This window comes from Pseudomonas sp. yb_5, assembly GCF_043103865.1.
GTDB lineage: Bacteria > Pseudomonadota > Gammaproteobacteria > Pseudomonadales > Pseudomonadaceae > Aquipseudomonas > Aquipseudomonas putida_Y.
The window spans coordinates 16,700-35,543 of the sequence record NZ_JBICKE010000085.1 but is presented as its reverse complement, the minus strand read 5'-3'; the positions used below and the strand labels follow the sequence as shown (position 1 = coordinate 35,543).

The window sequence follows — 18,844 nt, the reverse complement described above, 5'->3', positions numbered from 1 at the left end:
CCAGCACAGTCGCAGCACGTTGAACAGGACGAAAGCCGCTCAACCCTGTTCGGTCACTTGCACACTGCGGTTTCGGTTGCGCCACACGCGGTACGCGCGAATTCCCGCGCGGACTGAGCCGAATAGCAGTTTGTCTTCCATGTCCCGCGCCATCCCCGAGCGCACCAGCATGCGCAGGAAGGTGCCTCGGGCGCGGGCGATGGCGAAGAAGATGCCTTGGGCCGCCAGGGTGTCGCGGACTTCGCGCAGGGCGGCCATGCCGCTGACATCGATGCTGGTTACCGCTTCGGCATCGAACAGCACGGCTTTAGGCTGGTCCTGGCTTTGCACGGCTTCCAGCAGGCGCATCTTGAAGTAGTCGGCATTGAAGAACAGGATGGCGTCGTCGAAGCGGTACACCACCAGGCCAGGCACGGTGCGGGCGTCCTTGAACTTGCGGATGTCCACCTGGCCTTCGGTGCCCGGCAGCCAGCCCAGTACGGCATCGGTGGGCTGGTAGATGCTGTAAAGCAGGCGCAGGATCGCCAGGGTCACGGCAAACACGATGCCGGGCAGCACGCCCAGGCCCAGTACGCCCGCCGTGGTCAGCAGGCACAGCCAGAACTCGAAGCGGCTAAGGCGCCGGATGTGCCCCAGCGACTTGATGTCGATCAGCCCCCAGCCAGCCATCAGCAACACGGCGCCCAGCGCAGCCTGCGGGATCCACGCCATGGGCGCGGTGAAGAACAGCAGAATCAGGGCGATGACCAGTGCAGCGATGATGCCCACCAGCTGGCTTTTGCCACCAACCATGTCGTTGACTGCCGTGCGCGAGTCGGCGCCGCTGATGGCAAAACCCTGGGAAACCCCGGCCGCCAGGTTGCTCACGCCCAGGGCGACGAATTCGTGGTTGGCGTTGATCGCATAGCCATGCCGGGCGGCAAAGCTGCGTGCGGTAAGCATGGCGCTACAGAAGCTGACGGTGGCGATACCCAGGGCGTCGCGCAGCAGGCTCTTCATTTCTGCCAGGTTGCTGTGTGGCCAGGCCAGTTGCGGGATGCCTGCAGGTACCGGCCCAAGGACGGCGACGCCGAAGCGGTCGAGGCCGAACAGGCCAACCAGCAGCATGAACAGCGCCACTACCGTGAGGGCGGCGGGCAGGCGCGGGTAGCGCCGTGGCAGCCAGATGAGCAGGCCCAGGGCGGCCAGGCCGATGATCAATGTGACCCAGTGAATTTCCCCCAGGCGCTGGAAGAAGTTGATCAGGCTGAGGATGAAACCGTCGCCCTCGATCTTGAAGCCCACCACCTTGGACAGCTGCCCGGCGATCAGGCTCAGGCCGATACCGTTGAGGTAGCCGATCAGGATCGGCCGCGAGAAAAAGCTGGCGATGAACCCGGCCCGCGCCAGGCCGGCGGCAATCAGCATCACGCCGACCAGCACGGTGACGATCACCGACAGTTCAGCGATGCGCTGCGGGTCGCCCATGGCCAGCGGTGCCACGGCACCGGCGATCATCGCGCAGGTGGCGGCGTCGGGGCCGACCATCAACTGGCGCGAGCTACCGATCAGCGCGTAGACGATCATCGGTAGCACACAGGCGTACAGGCCATATTGCGGCGGCAGCCCGACGATCTGCGCATAGGCAATGGCAATGGGAATCTGGATCGCGGCTACCGACAGGCCAGCTTGCAGGTCGGCGTGGAACCATTCACGGCGGTAGTGCAGCAGGTTGGCAAGGCCCGGTAGCCAGCGGGAGAGAAACATGCGTTGTCCTTTCGAATGGTTTCACGAATCCATTGAGCATATCCGCCACAAGCCGTTTCGCTTGCACGCGCTGAGGCCCGATGCGCATTGAAGCGGATCGGCGGGTAAATGGCCATGGGCCAGATCACGGGAGGGGGGAAAACGAAAAAAGGAGCCAAGGCTCCTTTTGACTGCGATGACGTTGCTGGAACGCCATGCGGGAATGCGATGTGGAGCGGGTAGAGGGAATCGAACCCTCAACTAAAGCTTGGGAAGCTTTCGTTTTGCCACTAAACTATACCCGCATCTGAGCTCGACTTTTTACCAGAACCTTCAGCGAATTAGAAGCCCAAGTTATAAAAAAGCTTGTCGGCGCCCCATGGCTTGCGGGTATTTGCTACAAGGCGCCGAGCCGCTCAGATGGCAAATGCATGCTGCCCCTGTTGCACAGGTTGGTAACGGTGACGGGGTTCACGCACGGTTGGCTTGAGGAACCCCAGCATGACACTGCGGGTGTTCTCGCAGGCGGTCTTGTTCTCCATGTCCAGGAAGTGGCCCGCGTCGCGGATCACGCTGAACTGGCTTCTGCCCACATGCTTGCTGAACTGCCGCGCATCCTCGACTGTGGTGTACTCGTCGCGTTCGCCGTTGATGAACAGTACCGGGATGTTGATATTGCGCGCACCTTGCAGCGCACGTTCCAGGTCGTGCTCCAGCACCTGGTTGATGTGGAAGTGCATCTGTGCGTACTCGTGGCTGTCCAGGCTGCTCACATGGCGGTAGTTGAAGCGCTTGAACAGCGACGGCAAGTGCTTGCCGATGGTGTCATTGACCAGGTTGCCGACCTGATAACGGTCGCAGGCGGCCAGGTACTGGCAGCCACGGTCCAGATAGTCGCGCATCGGCTCGTTGATCACTGGCGAGAACGAACTCACCACTGCCTTCTTCACGTACCGCGGCTGGTGCGCCAGCGCCAGCAGCGTGCTTGCGCCACCCCACGAAAAAGACATCACGTGGTCTGCCTGGAAGTGCTCGATCAGCTCAAGGAGGATATGCGCCTCGGTCTCCTTGCTGATCAGCCGTTCCTGACGGTTGTGCGGTTTGGACTTGCCGGCATACGGCTGGTCGAACAGTACCACGTTGAACTGTGGGTGCAGGTTACGTACCGTCTGGGCGAAAGAGGCCGTGGTGGCCAGCGAGCCGTTGATCAGGATGATCGTGTTTTCGGCCGCATCCGCGCGATAGAACTCCGTGTAAACCCGATACTGACCTTGGATATCAAGTACAGCGATTTCTGGCCTCATGTCATCGACTCCTGGCGCAAAAAGGGTATTCGCGTCACCTAGGGTGCACGTGCTTTATGACAGGTAGGCATTTGCCTGAAGATAAAACCGGGGGCCCTGTGTCGATCCTTGGCACTTGCGTCGACGGTATTGTTTTTGGCGGGCAATTTGCCGTGCCCCAAGGCATCTAGGCCTTGGGTGGCCGGCAAAAAGTGTCATCGACCGCGGGTGTGACCTGGTAGTCACATGCAGACTGACGATTTGGATTCAAGCAGTGGGTTGGGCATCGCGCAAGTGCCGTTCGGTAAGTAATGTGACTTTTGTCGCTGAGCGGTCGTATGACGAGCCGGGCTGTCTGTTGCGGCCTAGACAGTGGCTATCTCATTGGCCGTCAGTTCACGGTACTCTCCCGGCGCCAACCCCGGATCCAGCCGGATCGCCCCCATGCTTTCCCGGTGCAGCCCCACCACTTTGTTGTTGAAATGCCCGAACATGCGCTTGACCTGGTGATAGCGCCCTTCGACGATCGCCAGCCGGGCCTGATGGGGGCCGAGGATATCCAGCTGGGCAGGCTGGGTGGTGAGGTCTTCGAAGGCGAAATAGAAACCCTCGCGAAACTTGGCCACATAGTGCTCGCCAATCTCGTCCTCGGTGTCCACCAGATAATGCTTGGGCAGTTTGGTGGCAGGCTGGGTCAGGCGCCGTGACCACTGGCCATCGTTGGTCAGGATCATCAGCCCGGTGGTGTTGAAGTCCAGGCGCCCGGCGATGTGCAGGTCATCTCGCAACGCCGTTGGCAGCAGGTCGAGAACGGTACGGTGTTGCGGGTCGTGGGTGGCGCTTACGCAGCCAGTGGGCTTGTACAGCATCAGGTAGCGGGCCGGGCGGCCGGCCTGCAGCAGTTGCTCGTCCAGCTCTACGCGGCTGAATTCACGTACTTCGGTCAGCGGGTCGCTGACGATCTGGCCGTCCACCCGCACGCGGCGTTGCGCCAGCATCAGGCGAACTTGCTGGCGGTTGTAGCTGGGCAGGTTGGCGAGGAAACGATCAAGGCGCATGGAAACGATCAGTGGGCAGCGGATGGACGGAGCTGTTCTTCAATGGCGGCGCAGCGCGGGCACAGACAGGCCTTGTTGCGCAGCTCGGCGGGCAGCGCCTGGAGCACGGCCGGGTCGATGGTCACGCTGTAGCACCAACAAGCCTGGGTGGCACGGCGTGGGTCGGCCAGGCTGCACTGGTTGAGGGCACCGCAAGCGGGGCAATGTTGCTTGTCATTCATGGCGGGTTTCACTGCAGACGCGGTTGCGGCCAGCCTGCTTGGCACGATAAAGCGCGCGGTCGGCGCGGGTCAGCAGGGCGTGCAGGGTATCCCCCGGTTGCAGGCTGCTCAGGCCGATGCTGGTGGTCAGCCGCAGCGGCTGGTTGTCGTAACTGAAGGTCAGCTGCTCGGTGCGTCGGCGGATCTTTTCCGCCACCTCGATGGCCTGGCGGCTTTCAGCTTCGCGCAGTAGCACGATGAATTCCTCACCGCCCCAGCGGCACAGTATATCTGACTGACGCAGGCTGCCTTGCAACACATTGGCGAATTGGCGTAGCACTTCGTCACCTGCCAGGTGGCCGTGGGTGTCGTTCAGCGCCTTGAAGTGGTCCAGATCGATCAGCAAGGCCACCAGTGGGCTGCTGTCGCGCCGTGCTTGGCGTAGCGCCTGGGCGGCGAGCAGGTCGAAGCTGCGCCGGTTGTGCAAGCCGGTGAGGCTGTCGAGCGTGGCCAAGGCTTCGGTGCTTGCCTGGTGGCGGCGGACCATGGCATGCACCAGTGCCAGCACCACCAGGGTGATCATCGTACAGATCGCCAGGTTCAGGTACAGGGCCTGGCGAATGCGGTCGAGGACGCCGGTTTCGCGTTTGTCCACCAGCAGGTACCAGTTCAGTTCGGGGAGGTGACGCACGTTGAGAAAGTGGCTGTGGTTTTCGCTGTCATGGTACTCGTGGCTGCCTTCGCCTGGCACCCACTGCTCGGCCAGCAGGGCCTTCAGCTCAGGGTTTTCCTTAAGTGGCTGGCCGACTTGCAAGCCATGCGGGCCGCCCCCGGAGCCGGTCAACAGCACCTTGCCTTTGGCATCCGTGAATAGCACCGCGCGCTGGTAGCGGCGTTGGTACTGATCGATCAGCTCGACCACCGACGATACGCTCAGGCCTACGCCTGCCGCACCGATGAAGCGCTGCTGGTAGTCGTGCACCTGGTAGTTGATGAACACAGTCAGGCTGTCCTGGTTGGCCATGTCCAGGTCGACGTTGATCTCATAAGGGGCCTTGAGTTCACGCAGACGGAAATACCAGGCATCACGCCAGGTGCCCGGTTCGACATGCTTGAGCACACCTTTGGCCTGGTAGTAGGTCAGCGTGCGATCGGACACGAAAAAGGACGTGAATATGTCCTGCTTGCCCATGACCTCGCCCAGGTAGCGCGTCATGCGTTCGGTATCCTGCTCGCCGGACAGCACCCAGTCGCGCAGGAAGGTGTCCTGGGCCATCATCGAAGCGATCAGCACCGGGCGGATCAGGTCTTTCTGGATTTCCGAGTAGACAGTGTCGGAGGTCAGCGGCAATTCGGTATTGATGATGCTGTCGCGGATGGCGCTGCGCGAGGAGAAGTAACTGAGCAGCGAAGTGGCCAGGAAGCCGCAGGCCAGTAACACGAGCAGGGTAACGATCAGCGAGCGCTGCGAGAACAGAGCGGAACGTAAGGGCATGATCTTCCCGTGATGTGTGCCGAGCCGCTTATTCTATTGAGATGGCCGGCAAATGACTGCAAGTTTTTCAGGGTTATTTCACCTGTATCAAGTTATTGCAGGAATGGCACTGCACCTGCGCGCCACTGTCTTATTCAGTGTCGATCTACACATCTTGCATCGATGCTCGCCAGCGCCGCTGTTCGGGCACTCCAGCGGTCCAGGAGGCCGCCATGTCCTATCGAATCCTGTTGATCACCCTGCTGGGGCTGATGACTTCGGCCTGTGCCCCGTACCATGACCGCGGAGGCTATTACCGTTCGGACTACTATTCTACCGACCGCTATGTGGCGCCGGGGTATTACCGCCATGACCGGTACTATGTGGCGCCTGCGCCGCGCTACTACTATCAGCCTGCTCCCCGCTACTACAATCGGTCGGCCCCTGTGCCCCATTACCGGCCCTATTCGCGGCCGGGGATGAACCAGTGGCATGGCAACCCGCGGCATGACTATGGCAATCGCCAGCGGCAAGACTACCGGCAGGACCGGGATCGCCATGACTATCGCAATGGCAGCCAGCGTTACCGGCAGGGCGATCGGCACTCCAATCGGCAGTTGGACGACCGCGGTCGCTGGGACGGGCGGCGCGGGCAGGGGCGAGGAGGAAACTGGCAGCGCTAGCTGAGCGGAGGCGGGGGCTGAAAAGCAGCCCCCGGATCAGCAAGCTAACCCACATCCGCCAATGGGTGCCGCCCTTCCCACGCCTTGGCAAAATGCGCCTCGACTACCGCCGCCGGCACTTGCGCCACATCAGGCCAGTGCCAGCGCGGCTGGTTGTCTTTGTCCTGCAGGCGAGCGCGCACGCCTTCACTGAATTCAGGGTGGCGGCAACAGTTCAAGCTCATGCTGTATTCCATCTGGAACACTTGCGCCAACGACAGGTACCGCGCCCGGCGGATCTGCTCCCAGACCAGATGCGCCGTCAGCGGGCAACCCTCGTGCAGGCGTTGGCCGGCATCTGCCAGCAATGGGTCGTCATGCCGCTTGAGCCTTTCCAGTGCGCGCCAGGCTGAGGCAGCATCAGCCACGTCGAGTAACTGATCGATCTCATGCCGTCGCGGCAGCCACTGGGCATCCGGCAGCTCGGCCCAGGCACGATGCTGTTCGGCCTTGAGCAGGCTGTTCAGTTGTATGGCAGTCTGCTCCTGCCAGTTGAGTTGCAGTAACTCCTCGATCAAGGCCTCTTGCTGGTGCTCGCCCAGGAAACGGTCAGCCAGGCCCAGGTCAAGGGCATCGCGGGCGTTGATTGGCGCACCTGTCAGGCCGAAGAACAAACCCAGCTTGCCCGGCAGCCGGGCCAGGAACCAACTGGCGCCTACGTCAGGGTACAGGCCGATGCTGATTTCCGGCATGGCCAGCCGGCTGCTGGGGGTCACGATGCGTACATTGGCGCCTTGCAGCAGCCCCATGCCGCCACCCAGCACATGCCCATGCCCCCAGCACAGTAACGGCTTGGGGTAGGTGTGCAGGGCAAAGTCCAGGCGGTATTCGGCGGCGAAGAAGGAGGCCGCCAGCGGCGGAACGCTACCGGGGTGGTCGCGGCAGGCTTGCGCCAGCGCACGTACATCGCCGCCTGCGCAAAAGGCTTTTGCCCCGTTGCCGCGCAGCAGCACGCAGACGATACCCGGGTCGCGGGCCCAGGCATGCAGCTGTTCGCCCAGCACCTCGATCATCGGCAGGTTCAGGGCATTGAGCGCCTTGGGCGCATCCAGTGTGGCGATGCCGATGCGGGCGCCATCGACGCCGGTGAGTACCTCGCAGTGAATGGTCATGGACTACCTCTCGCAAGTCATCGCTCAAGTATGGCTTGCCTGGCCGATCATGCCGGTCGTCGGTCGGATCGTTTGACAAGCGCGAAGGGCTTACCTAGTGTCGCGCCATTGTTTATGGAAGGCCCCATGACTGACGACGATCGCATCAAACTCGAACCCAGCTGGAAGGCCGCATTGCGCGGTGAATTCGACCAGCCTTACATGCATCAACTGCGCGAGTTCCTGCGTGGCGAGTACGCTGCCGGCAAGGAGATCTACCCGCCAGGGCCGCTGATCTTCAATGCGCTCAACTCGACGCCGCTGGACCAGGTGAAGGTGGTCATCCTCGGTCAGGACCCGTATCACGGGCCGGGGCAGGCACATGGCTTGTGCTTCTCGGTGCAACCGGGTGTGGCCACACCGCCGTCGCTGGTCAATATCTACAAGGAATTGCAGCGCGACCTGAACATCCCGATCCCCAGCCACGGTTACCTCCAGAGCTGGGCGGAACAAGGCGTTCTATTGCTCAACACGACCATGACCGTCGAGCGCGCCAATGCCGCGTCGCATGCCAAGAAAGGCTGGGAATTGTTTACCGACCGGGTCATCCAGGTGGTCAGTGAGCAATGCCCGAACGTGGTATTCCTGCTATGGGGGGCTCATGCGCAGAGCAAGCAGAAGCTGATCGACGGTACCAAGCACCTGGTATTGAAGTCGGTCCATCCTTCACCGCTGTCGGCGTATCGCGGGTTCATCGGTTGCGGGCATTTCAGTCGTGCAAACAGCTTCCTCGAGCAGCGGGGGCTCGGGCCCATCAACTGGGCACTGCCCCCACTGTGAGAAACCGCGGGTGGGGTACGCAATCGCTCAGGGCGTCATGCTGATGCGCGGCTCGCTGCGCTGGCCAATTGCAATACCCCGCTCATGGTTCTGGCGCACATACTCCACCAAGGCTTCCAGGTCGGAAATGCCGGTGTCCTGACGTCGCCTTCCTTCTTTGAACGTGGCCAAGCCACCGCCACCATCGGCCAGGAACAGGTTGCTGACTACGCGATAATGGGTCAACGGCTCAAGGGGTTTGCCGTGCAGACGTACACTCCCGTCGACCACACGGCTGCCGACAGGCCGTGAACCGTCCCATTCATAATGGAAACCCTTCGATACCTGCAGCGGGTTGAAACTGCCCCTGTTCCATTGAAGGTTGAGCAGTTCGGTAATCTGCCTGCCTGTCAATTCCTGAACTACCAGAGGGTTATTGAACGGTTGTACGGCGAATAATTGTTCGTAGGTCAGGTCGCTATCGGCAGGCTGGATAAGATCACTGCGCAGCCCACCCAGGTTGAGAAAGGCAATCTGTGGCTGAAACGCTTGGGTCATGGCCAATTGGGCATCCGTGACCAGGTTTCCCAAGGTTGTTTCACCGGCGGCATTTTCTTCGCGGTCAAGTTCTGCCGTCGAGATGCGTCCTATGGGTTCGAGCAGTTTTTCCCCGGACCGCTGACGCACTTCCTCCAGCAAACTCGTCAACTTGGCATTTGGCAGGTAGTTCTGTGGGTCAGCAGGAATATTACGGGCGGTGATGTTCGTGACGTGATGGGTGCCTGGCGTCACCTGCAACTTCAACTGAGTCAGGAAGTGGCCGTACTTGCCAGCCTGAGTGATGCTCAGGTCACCCACCTTGCATTGATAGCTGGCATGCGAGTGACCGCTGATGACGGCATCTACCGCAGGATCCAGCCGCTTCGCCACGTCGACGATCGCACCACCTAGCTGGCTGCAATCCTGTGTGTCGAACGGCTCGGCGGTATCCCCTCCTTGGTGCATGACCGCAATGATTGCATTGACACCTTTGGCTTTGAGCTCCGGAATCACGTCATTGATGGCTTGCGCTTCATCTGTGGCTTTGAGCCCTGCGAATGCTCTGGCCGAAACCACTTTTTCCATGTTGCGCGGTACTGCACCGACGAACGCTATCTTGACCCCTTTTACCTGCTCAATGTGATAGGCCGGTAGCAAGCGCTTGCCCGTAGTGGTATCGATCAGGTTGGACGCTATGTAAGGGAAGCCACTTCCAGGATAATTGCCGCGAAACTTGCAAGCCTTTTCAGGGCGTGTTGACTCGCACCCTCCGTGGATCTGACGAAGGAACTCGGCCTTGCCTGCATCCAGTTCGTGGTTTCCGGATGCGCTGACAATCATGCCCATCGCGCTCAGGGCCTCAAGCACAGGCTCGTCAGCCCAGAGTGCAGAAATGGCGGGGCTGCCCCCTATCAAGTCGCCAGCCCCGATGAACAGCAGATCGGGGTCCTGCGTTCGCAGTTCATCGAGCATGGCGCCGAGTGTGGCGATGCCGCCGTAGGTCAGGCGGGTAGCGCCTTGCGCGCCGGCGTAGTCTTGGGGGTTGGGTTCCAGGTAGCCGTGAAGATCATTGATGGCCACGACGTTGATCTGGACGGGGGCAGGTGACTCTGCGGCAAGACTGACTGCGCTGATGGCAAGGCATGCCCAGGCAATAGCCGAGCGACAGTTGCAAGAAAGACGGACTTTCATCATTACCTCTTGAATGCCGGGAAGTGTGGGTTTGCTGCCGATCAGGGCAGCAATCCGACTCTATTCACCCGGGCATTGGGCAAGTGGTAACTATCTATCTTCAGGGAGCTTGCAGCTTGAATGCCTGTTGTCCCACCACCGGAAAAGCGGTTCTGCGAGAAACAACACCAAAATCAGGCGCATCACCTGCAGCGCCGTCACCAGCGGCACCGACAATTGCAACGTTTCGGCCGTGAGGCTCATTTCGGCGATCCCGCCAGGCATCATCCCCAGTGTCAGTGAGCGCAAGTCCAGTGCAGTCATCATGCTCAGCAGCCACGCGGCACTGGCGGCAATCGCCATGCACAATGCCGTAGCCATCAAGGTGCGCCCCAGGAACGACGGTGCGCGGCGGAAGAACGCGCGGTTGAAGTGGCAGGCCAGGCCGCTGCCGATGAGCCACTGGCCGATCTGGCTGGCGCCATTGGGCAGGGCGATCTGCAGGTTGCCGGCCAGGCTGACCGTAGCCGCTACCAGCAATGGCCCGAACAGCCATGGGTTGGGCTGGCGCAAGCGCTGCCAAAGCAAGGCAACGGCAACGCCCAAGGGCGCAATCAGTGCCAGCCAGCCCCAGCTCACGCTACCGGTGTGGTTCAGTGGTACCCCGTCACCCAGCAAGAACTTGAACAGCGCCGGCACGCACAGCACCACTGCCAGCACACGCAAGCTCTGCGCTGCTGCCACCTGGCTGAGTACCGCGCCATTGCGCGCCCCAAGGTTGACCATTTCTCCCGAACCGCCTGGCATGCTGGCAAAGAACGCGGTGGCACGGTCTTCGCCGGCTCGCCGCAGCAGCCATACGCTGATCACGCTGGACAGGGTGGTGAACAACGCGCCGAAGAGGATCAGCGCGAAATGGCTGGCCACTTGCTCGATCACCGCTGGCGTGAAGTGCAGGCCAATACCGATGCCGATGATCCACTGCCCGCACTTGCGGCCGTTGGGGATTTCCGAAAGTTGCCAGGGCGTCAGGCAGCGCACCAGGATGATCGCCAGCAATGAACCGACCATCCATGGCAAAGGCCAGCCGACCTTGCTGGCGGCAAAACCGCCAGCAAGGCCGACCAACCCGGTCGCGACGAACCATGGCAACGACCGATCAGGCATCGGCCAAGGCCCGGCGCTGCAGGCTGCGTTTGCGCCAGATGCGCAGCAGCGGCAGGGCGAGCATTGCCACAACCAGCGCCCAGATGCCCATGCTGATTGGGCTCGACCAGAGGATGCCCAGTTCACCGTTGGAGATCGACAGCGCCCGGCGCAGGTTCTGCTCCATCAGCCCGCCGAGGATGAAGCCCAGCAGAATCGGCGACAGAGGGAAGTCCAGCTTGCGCATGATGTAGCCCATGATGCCGATGCCGACCATGAGGAACAGGTCGAAGGTAGTGGCATGCACGGCGTACACGCCGATCGCGGTGATGATGGCGATCACCGGCACCAGCGCCCAGTTTGGCACGGCGAGGATACGGGTGAAGATGCGGATCATCGGGATGTTGAGGACCACCAGCATGATGTTGGCGACGAACAGCGAGGCAATCAGGCCCCAGACGATATCTGGCTGCTGCTCGAACAGCAGTGGGCCAGGGGTGATGTTGTACAGGGTCAGGGCGCCGATCATCACCGCCGTGGTGCCGGAGCCGGGTACGCCCAAGGTCAGCATCGGTACCAGGGCGCCACAGCAGGACGCACCAATGGCAGTTTCCGGCGCTGCCAGGCCACGGGCATCGCCCTTGCCGAACTTGCCGCTTTCACCCGCCAGGCGCTTCTCGGTCATGTAGGCCACGGCGCTGGCCAGCGTTGCGCCGGCGCCGGGTAGAACACCCATGATGAAACCGAGCAGGCCGCAACGGATGTTGACCAGGAACACCGAGGCCGCTTCCTTGAAGTTGAACAGCATGCGGCCGGTAGCCTTGACTGCCTGGTGACCATGGTGGGTCTTTTCCAGCAGCAGGAGGATTTCGCTGATGGAGAACAGGCCCAGCACGAGCACCACGAACTGAATGCCGTCGGCCAGGTGCACGCTGTCACCGGTGAAGCGGTACACGCCGCTGTTGGCGTCGATGCCGACCGCCGACAGGAACAGGCCGATGAGTGCGGCAATGAAGGTTTTCAGTGGCTTGTCACCGGCCATGCCACCCAGCGCGACGATGGCGAACACCATCAGCACAAAGTACTCCGCCGGGCCGAAGGCGATGGCCCATTTCGCCAGCAGCGGGGCGAACAGCACCATGCCGCAGGTGGCGATGAAGGCGCCGATGAACGAACTCCAGGCCGACAACGACAGGGCAACACCGGCCAGGCCCTGGCGGGCCATCGGGTAACCATCGAGGGTGGTCATCACGGTCGAGGCTTCGCCCGGGATGTTCAGCAGGATCGAGCTGATACGCCCGCCATATTCACAGCCCAGGTACACCGCGGCCAGCAGGATCAGCGCCGATTCCGGCGGCAGCCCGAGGGCAAAGGCGATGGGAATCAGCAGGGCTACGCCGTTGATCGGGCCCAGGCCCGGCAGCAGGCCGACCACGGTACCGATCAGGGTGCCGGAGAGGGCGGTGACCAGGTTGTAGGGGGACAGGGCAATGCCGAAGCCCTGGCCCAGGTAGCTCAAGGTATCCATGTGTCAGTTCTCCAGTACGCTCAGCAGGCCAAGGGGCAGGGGCACGTCCATCACGCGGTCGAACAGCCAGTAGAGGAAAATGCTCATGCCGACCACCACGATGGCGCTGCGCAGTCCGCGGCCACCGTACAGCCGGGCCATGGGCAGGCCGACCAGGACAGCGCTGAGGATGAAACCGAGGGCTTCGAAGGTGGCGGCGAAGACGAGCAGCAGGCCGACACAGGCGGTGATCTTGATCAGGGTCTCGCGATCCAGTTCTGGTTCGTCATCCTTGCGCACGATGGGCGTTGGGCGGAACACCAGGTACAGCAGGCCCAGCCCCATCAGGCCGAGCACCAGCAGCGGGTAGGCGCGCGGGCCCACCGGTTCATAGGAAAATGCAGCCTGGTAGGGCCAGGCCATGACGGCCAGGGCGGCACACACCGCAAGCAGGGCCAGGGCGAAAATGCGTTGAAGGATCATTGGGGAATCCTCGTTGGGATTGCTCAAGTGAAATGCAAATCCTGTGGGAGCGGCCTTGCGTCGCGATCGGGCGCGAAGCGGCCGCCAAACTTGCCGATGCGATCTGTCCGAAGCATCGTATCGGCTGTGCCAGGGGCCGCTTCGCGCCCGATCGCGACACAAGGCCGCTCCCACAGGGGTGGTGTTACTGGATCAGGCCGAATTCCTTGGCCAGTGCCTTGTAGTCAGCCACTTGCTTCTTCACATAGCCGTCCAGCTCTTCGCCGGTCATGGCGAACGGGAACAGCTCGCGCTGGTCTCGCAGCTTGGCGAAGTCCTCTGAGGCCAGCATCTTGTCGAACGAGGCCTTCCACCAGGCGTAATCCTCGTCGCTCACCTTTGGCCCCAGGTAGAAACCACGCACCACCGGCCAGACGATGTCGTAGCCCTGCTCCTTGGCCGTCGGGATGTCTTTCATTTCCGGCTCGTCCAGGCGGTTTTCCGAGAACACTGCGAGGAGGCGCATGTTGCCGCTCTGGATGTGCGGCATGGAGTCGGAAATGTCGGTAGAGCCGACCTGGATGTGACCACCCAGCAGTGCCGTGGCGATTTCGCCACCGCCTTCCAGGGCCACGTAGCGCAGGTCGCGCGGGTTGATGCCTGCGGCCTTGGCGATCAACGCGGTCTGCATCCAGTCCTGGCTGCCGACGGTACCGCCGGAACCGATCACGACCTTGCTCGGATCTTTCTTCAGCGCTGCGACCAGGTCATCAAGGGTCTTGTAGGGCGAGTCGCTCTTCACCGCGATGGCACCGTAGCTGGTGCCGACGGCAGCCAGCCATTTCACCGCATTCTCGTCGAAACGGCCGAACTTGCCCTGGGCCAGGTTAAGCAGCGAGCCGCTGGACCAGGCCACCAGCGTGCCGGCGTCTGCCGGGCGCTGGGCGACCACGGCGTTGTAGGCTACCGCGCCGACACCGCCGGGCATGTAGGTGACGCGCATTGGCTTGCTGAGGATCTTTTCTTGCACCAGTGCGCTTTGCACCAGCTTGCAGGTCAGGTCAAAGCCACCACCGGGTGAGGCGGGTGCGATGCATTCGGGGCGTTTCGGTTCTGCAGCGAGGGCGTTGCCGGCCAACAGCAGGCAGCCGGTAGCGAGGACGAGGCGGCGCAGTGAAAAGGTCATCGTCGATCTCCGTGAGCGTTGTTGTTATCGGATTACCGCTATGGGGTTACCACAGCGCCACGCTGTAGCTGACCAACAGCCTCACTTCATCCGCGTCGCGGGCGAAGTTGGAGCGGAAGGTGGCGTTGCGCAGGCGCACGGCGACGTTCTTCAACGGGCCGCTTTGTACCACGTACTTCAGTTCGGTGTTGCGTTCCCACTCTTTGCCTTCGCCACCGGCAGCCCGGCTGACGTTGTCACCGCTGACGTAACGGGTCATGAAGGTCAGGCCCGGTACGCCGAGTGCGGCGAAGTTGTAGTCGTAGCGCGCCTGCCAGGAGCGTTCGTCGGCACCGGCGAAGTCGTTGATCTGGACGAAGTTGACCAGGTACGGGTTGGCGCCATCCACATACGGGAAGGCGCTTTCGCCAGACAGCTGCTGCCAGGCAGCGCTGACCTTGTGCCCGCCCAGGGCATAGCTGAGCATGCCGTTGAAGGTGGTGTTGTCGATGTTGCCGGCCTTGGCTGCGCCAGCGTCGTCACTTATCGCAAGGCGCAGGTCGGCACCCAAGGTGCCCGGGCCCCATGGTTGGGTGGCGACCATGCCGATGAAGTGCTGGCGGTAAATATCGTCGAGCTGGGCGAAGTGGTAGCTGCCGGTGATGCGGTCGGTGAACTGGTAGTCGAGCCCGCCCAGAGCCAGATTGTCAGCGCTGAAAGAGCCACCGAAGCGGCCGTTCTTGTTGTTCAGCGCCAGGTCTTCCCAGTTGGTGTCGTTGCGGTCCTTGGCCTTGTCTATGCGGCCACCGGTGAAGGTCAGGCCCTTGATCTCCTTGGAGGTGAGCAGGCCACCCTCGAAGGTTTGCGGCAGGATACGCCCATCGTTGGGCTGCAGCGTCGGCAGTTCGGGGATCAGGGAGCCGATCTTGAGTTCAGTCTGGGAGATCTTCACCTTGCCGGTCAGGCCCAGCTTGGAGTATTCGTCGGCAGCCTTGCCGTCATCGTGGGTCGGCAGCAGGCCGCTGTTGGCACGGTCCGGGCTGGAGTCGAGCTTGATGCCGAGCATGCCCAATGCGTCCAGGCCAAAGCCCACGGTGCCATCGGTGTAGCCAGACTCGAAATTGAGCATGAAGCCCTGGGCCCATTCATCGCGCTTGGATTGCTGCGCGCTGGTGCCGTCGCGGAAGTCGCGATTGAAGTACATGTTGCGGGTTTCGAAGGTGGCCGTGCTGTCTTCGAAGAAGGCGGCCTGGCTCATCGGGGCGACACCGGCAAGCGCGAGGGCGCTGGCGATGGCCGAGGGGCGTGCGATAAAGGAACGGGTAGGCGCGAACGCCTGCGGCTGCGATGACAGCATCGTCGAGGACTCCGTTTATTGTTCTTATTCGTTGCACCTTGCTGGTGCTTTTTTCGGCGCGAAGGGCGACCGTGGTGCGATGCTAGGCAACGAACCTTTCGCTAACCTTTCAGCGTGAAAGGTTTGTCACGAGGGGCTTCACAGGCGTGATGACAGCGGTACACTCCGCGCCACCGTCCCACCCGAGCAGGGAGAACCCGATGCGTGTGCTGCTGGTCGAAGACCACCTGCAACTGGCCGAAAGCGTGGCCCAGGCCTTGAAAAGCCATGGCCTGACCGTAGATGTGCTGCATGACGGCGTGGCGGCCGACCTGGCGCTGGCCAGTGAGGAATACGCTGTGGCAGTGCTGGATGTCGGCCTGCCGCGCATGGACGGCTTTGAGGTGCTGGCGCGTCTGCGAGGACGTGGCAAGACTTTGCCGGTGCTGATGCTGACTGCGCGCAGCGACGTCAAGGACCGGGTCCATGGCCTGAACCTGGGCGCCGACGATTATCTGGCCAAGCCGTTTGAGCTGACCGAGCTGGAAGCGCGGGTCAAGGCCTTGCTGCGTCGTAGTGTGCTCGGTGGCGAGCGCCAGCAACGCTGTGGGCCGTTGGTGTATGACCTGGACACCCGGCGCTTCACCCTCGGTGACGACAACCTGGCGCTGACTTCGCGCGAGCAGAGTGTGCTGGAAGCGCTGATCGCTCGTCCGGGCCGGGTGATGAGCAAGGAGCAGCTGGCTGCCCAGGTGTTTGGCCTGGACGAAGAAGCCAGCCCTGACGCCATCGAAATCTACATTCACCGGCTGCGCAAGAAGCTCGACGGGCACCCTGTGGCCATCGTCACTTTCCGCGGTCTGGGCTATTTGCTCGAGCACCGCGATGCGTGACAACGGCAGCCTGCGCGGGCGCTTGCTGGGTAATTTGGCACTGTTGCTGGTGGTGCTGATGCTGGCCAGCGGCCTTAGCGCCTACTGGAATGGCCGCGAGGCCGCCGACACCGCCTACGACCGCACCCTGCTGGCTTCGGCGAGGACCATCGCCGCGGGCCTGTCGCAGCGTGATGGTTCGTTGAGCGCGGATGTGCCTTACGTGGCGTTGGACACATTCGCCTATGACAGTGCGGGGCGCATTTACTATCAGGTGCTGGATATCAAGCAAAGGCTGATTTCTGGCTACGAGAACCTGCCGCCACCGCCGCCTGGCACGCCGCGCACCGATGACTATCCGGCATTGGCGCGTTTCTACAACGCCACTTACCTTGGCCAGGACGTTCGTGTGGTCAGCCTGCTTAAGCCGGTAAGCGAGCCGAACATGAACGGCATGGCAGAAATCCGCGTAGCCGAAACCGAGGAAGCGCGGGTGCGTATGGCCCGAGGGTTGATGGCCGATACCCTGCTGCGTCTGGGCATGCTGGCACTGGCGGCGTTGGTGATGGTGTGGTTTGCCGTGAGCGCCGCGTTGCGGCCTTTGGAGCGCCTGCGCACAGCGGTGGAAGAACGCCAGCCGGACGACTTGCGAGCGTTGCCGGTGGTACAGGTACAGCGTGAACTGAGCCCGTTGGTGCGCGCCTTGAACCACTTTACCGAGCGCTTGCGTGGCCAGTTCGAGCGCCAGGCGCAGTTCATTGCCGACGCGGCCCACGAACTGCGTACGCCGCTGGCGGCATTGAAGGCGCGGGTCGAGCTGGGCTTGCGCTCGGCCGAGCCGCAGGAGTGGCGGCAGACCTTGGAGTCTGCAGCCCAGGGTACCGACAGGCTGACCCATCTGGCCAACCAGTTGTTATCGTTGGCGCGTGTCGAGAATGGCGCACGGGCAATCGCTGAAGGCGGTGCGCAGCGTCTGGACTTGAGCCAGTTGGCCCGCGAGCTGGGCATGGCCATGGCGCCTTTGGCGCACAAGCGCGGGGTGGCGCTGGCGCTGGAGGCCGAGGCGCCGGTATGGCTGAAAGGGGAGCCGACGTTGCTCAACGAGTTGTTGAGCAACCTGGTGGACAATGCCTTGGCGCATACGCCAGCGGGTGGCAATGTGATTTTGCGGGTAATGGCGCCGGCAGTGCTGGAAGTGGAAGACGACGGGCCAGGTATTCCCGAGGCCGAGCGCGAACGAGTGTTCGAGCGCTTCTACCGGCGAAGTGCGCAGGGCAGTGGATTAGGGCTGGCGATCGTTGGCGAGATCTGTCGGGCGCACCTGGCTCAGGTGAGCCTGCATGATGGCGAGAAGGGCGGGTTGCGGGTACGGGTGAGTTTTATAGCGGATTGATGGCTTGCCTGTGTCGGCCCTTTCGCGGGCTCACCTGCGAAAGGGCCCTGGCAGGCTGTTACAGCTCAGCGCAACATGCTCCGCGCCTCTAGCAGTTCATCGACCTCCAGCTCGGTGCCAAACGGCAGCCCCAGATGGCGGTAAGCCGGTAGCGCAGCCAATGGCCGGTGGCGCCCGCGCTGGCTGATGCAGCGGGCGATCTGCACGATGTCGATGTAATCGATCTTGTCCGTCTGGCGGTCCAGGTCATGAACCTGGCTTGGCAGGTGGACCAACTGCTCCGGAAACTCCCAGGCCTTGAGGATCTTGTCCCCCAGCACCGGCTGGAGTTGCTCGATCACGTAATGCAGGCAAACCGGGTCGGACAACAGTTCGTTGTGCTCTTCGGCATAGATGAGTACCGGCAGCGCGCCAATCTGGTTGACCAGCCCACCCAAGGTGGCCTGGTCAGGCTTGAGGGATGTAAAGCGGCGGCAGATTTCGTAGCTGATGCCCGCCACTTCCAGACTACTGGCCCAGATATCGCGCAGTTTCTGCTCGACTGCGGACGAGCGGGCATGGAAAATCTGCTCGATCACCAGGCCGATGGCCAGGTTGCAGCTGTAGTTGATGCCTAGCCGCGTGATGGCGGTATGCAGGTCGGTAACCTCGACCGCAGCACGCAGCAGTGGGCTGTTGACGACCTTGATCAGGCGTGCTGAAAGGGCCGCGTCGCGACCGATCACCTTGCTCAGGGCCGCTACGCTGATCTCGCTGTCTTCCGCTGCTTCGCGGATGCTCAAGGCAACCTCGGGCAGGGTTGGCAGGACCAGGTCATCCTTTTCGATGGCGTCGAGCAATTGTGCTTGAACCAACTCGGCCAGCTTGTTCATGGGCATGTC

At 62.1% G+C, this 18,844-nt stretch carries 17 protein-coding genes and 1 tRNA gene; 4 read left to right on the top strand and 14 right to left on the bottom strand.

All coding sequences use genetic code 11. The annotated features are described in order from the left end of the window. Positions 1-39: 39 nt before the first annotated feature. The 6 genes from ACF8GF_RS15420 to ACF8GF_RS15395 form a co-directional block, all read right to left on the bottom strand. Entirely contained in the window at positions 40-1,746 is a 1,707-nt protein-coding gene (locus ACF8GF_RS15420; protein WP_176682663.1) for a SulP family inorganic anion transporter, read from the bottom strand. Positions 1,747-1,956: 210 nt separating this feature from the next. After that, a tRNA-Gly gene (locus tag ACF8GF_RS15415) sits at positions 1,957-2,030 on the bottom strand. A 111-nt stretch (positions 2,031-2,141) separates the two neighbouring features. Then, positions 2,142-3,029, bottom strand: coding sequence for a (R)-3-hydroxydecanoyl-ACP:CoA transacylase (gene phaG / locus ACF8GF_RS15410; protein WP_176682664.1), 888 nt, complete (start codon positions 3,027-3,029; stop codon positions 2,142-2,144). 344 nt (positions 3,030-3,373) lie between these two features. Beyond that, the gene (locus ACF8GF_RS15405) at positions 3,374-4,066 is read right to left on the bottom strand and encodes a pseudouridine synthase (protein ID WP_176682665.1); all 693 of its coding nucleotides are present in this window, start codon (positions 4,064-4,066) and stop codon (positions 3,374-3,376) included. A gap of 8 nt (positions 4,067-4,074) precedes the next feature. Then, entirely contained in the window at positions 4,075-4,287 is a 213-nt protein-coding gene (locus ACF8GF_RS15400) for a cysteine-rich CWC family protein (protein WP_176682666.1), read from the bottom strand. Further along, positions 4,280-5,761 carry a diguanylate cyclase gene (locus ACF8GF_RS15395; protein WP_392487769.1) on the bottom strand — a complete coding sequence of 494 codons (1,482 nt, stop codon included), beginning with the start codon at positions 5,759-5,761 and terminating at the stop codon, positions 4,280-4,282. The genes ACF8GF_RS15400 and ACF8GF_RS15395 overlap by 8 nt, the downstream gene beginning before the upstream one ends. Before the next feature lie 212 nt (positions 5,762-5,973). On the opposite strand from ACF8GF_RS15395, the gene ACF8GF_RS15390 reads away from it, so the two are divergent. Then, positions 5,974-6,423 carry a hypothetical protein gene (locus ACF8GF_RS15390; protein WP_339533723.1) on the top strand — a complete coding sequence of 150 codons (450 nt, stop codon included), beginning with the start codon at positions 5,974-5,976 and terminating at the stop codon, positions 6,421-6,423. A gap of 44 nt (positions 6,424-6,467) precedes the next feature. Here ACF8GF_RS15390 and ACF8GF_RS15385 read toward each other — a convergent pair whose 3' ends face one another. After that, on the bottom strand, positions 6,468-7,574 hold the full coding sequence (locus ACF8GF_RS15385; protein ID WP_176682669.1) for an enoyl-CoA hydratase/isomerase family protein: 1,107 nt from the start codon (positions 7,572-7,574) through the stop codon (positions 6,468-6,470). Between the two features lie 126 nt (positions 7,575-7,700). Here ACF8GF_RS15385 and ung point away from each other — a divergent pair, with 126 nt between their 5' ends. Beyond that, the gene (gene ung, locus ACF8GF_RS15380; protein WP_176682670.1) at positions 7,701-8,393 is read left to right on the top strand and encodes a uracil-DNA glycosylase; all 693 of its coding nucleotides are present in this window, start codon (positions 7,701-7,703) and stop codon (positions 8,391-8,393) included. A gap of 27 nt (positions 8,394-8,420) precedes the next feature. On the opposite strand, the gene ACF8GF_RS15375 is transcribed toward ung, so the two are convergent. From ACF8GF_RS15375 to ACF8GF_RS15350, 6 genes are all read right to left on the bottom strand, one after another. Continuing rightward, positions 8,421-10,103 carry a bifunctional metallophosphatase/5'-nucleotidase gene (locus ACF8GF_RS15375; protein ID WP_392487768.1) on the bottom strand — a complete coding sequence of 561 codons (1,683 nt, stop codon included), beginning with the start codon at positions 10,101-10,103 and terminating at the stop codon, positions 8,421-8,423. 90 nt (positions 10,104-10,193) lie between these two features. Then, complete coding sequence (locus ACF8GF_RS15370) at positions 10,194-11,249, bottom strand: AbrB family transcriptional regulator (RefSeq protein ID WP_176682672.1); 1,056 nt, start codon at positions 11,247-11,249, stop codon at positions 10,194-10,196. Beyond that, the gene (locus tag ACF8GF_RS15365; RefSeq protein WP_103463003.1) at positions 11,242-12,756 is read right to left on the bottom strand and encodes a tripartite tricarboxylate transporter permease; all 1,515 of its coding nucleotides are present in this window, start codon (positions 12,754-12,756) and stop codon (positions 11,242-11,244) included. The genes ACF8GF_RS15370 and ACF8GF_RS15365 overlap by 8 nt, the downstream gene beginning before the upstream one ends. 3 nt (positions 12,757-12,759) lie before the next feature. Beyond that, a complete protein-coding gene (locus ACF8GF_RS15360) occupies positions 12,760-13,218 on the bottom strand; it encodes a tripartite tricarboxylate transporter TctB family protein (protein ID WP_176682673.1) in 459 nt (152 codons plus the stop codon). Positions 13,219-13,402: 184 nt separating this feature from the next. After that, positions 13,403-14,383: a tripartite tricarboxylate transporter substrate binding protein gene (locus ACF8GF_RS15355; protein ID WP_021785748.1), complete on the bottom strand. Its 981-nt coding sequence runs from the start codon at positions 14,381-14,383 to the stop codon at positions 13,403-13,405. A 46-nt stretch (positions 14,384-14,429) separates the two neighbouring features. Beyond that, positions 14,430-15,719: an OprD family porin gene (locus tag ACF8GF_RS15350; RefSeq protein WP_392487767.1), complete on the bottom strand. Its 1,290-nt coding sequence runs from the start codon at positions 15,717-15,719 to the stop codon at positions 14,430-14,432. A 200-nt stretch (positions 15,720-15,919) separates the two neighbouring features. On the opposite strand from ACF8GF_RS15350, the gene ACF8GF_RS15345 reads away from it, so the two are divergent. After that, positions 15,920-16,591: a response regulator gene (locus ACF8GF_RS15345; protein ID WP_021785746.1), complete on the top strand. Its 672-nt coding sequence runs from the start codon at positions 15,920-15,922 to the stop codon at positions 16,589-16,591. Further along, on the top strand, positions 16,584-17,963 hold the full coding sequence (locus tag ACF8GF_RS15340) for a sensor histidine kinase (RefSeq protein WP_176682676.1): 1,380 nt from the start codon (positions 16,584-16,586) through the stop codon (positions 17,961-17,963). Before ACF8GF_RS15345 ends, ACF8GF_RS15340 begins: the two co-directional genes overlap by 8 nt. 65 nt (positions 17,964-18,028) lie before the next feature. Here ACF8GF_RS15340 and ACF8GF_RS15335 read toward each other — a convergent pair whose 3' ends face one another. After that, on the bottom strand, positions 18,029-18,835 hold the full coding sequence (locus tag ACF8GF_RS15335; RefSeq protein WP_392487766.1) for an HDOD domain-containing protein: 807 nt from the start codon (positions 18,833-18,835) through the stop codon (positions 18,029-18,031). Positions 18,836-18,844 lie beyond the last annotated feature (9 nt).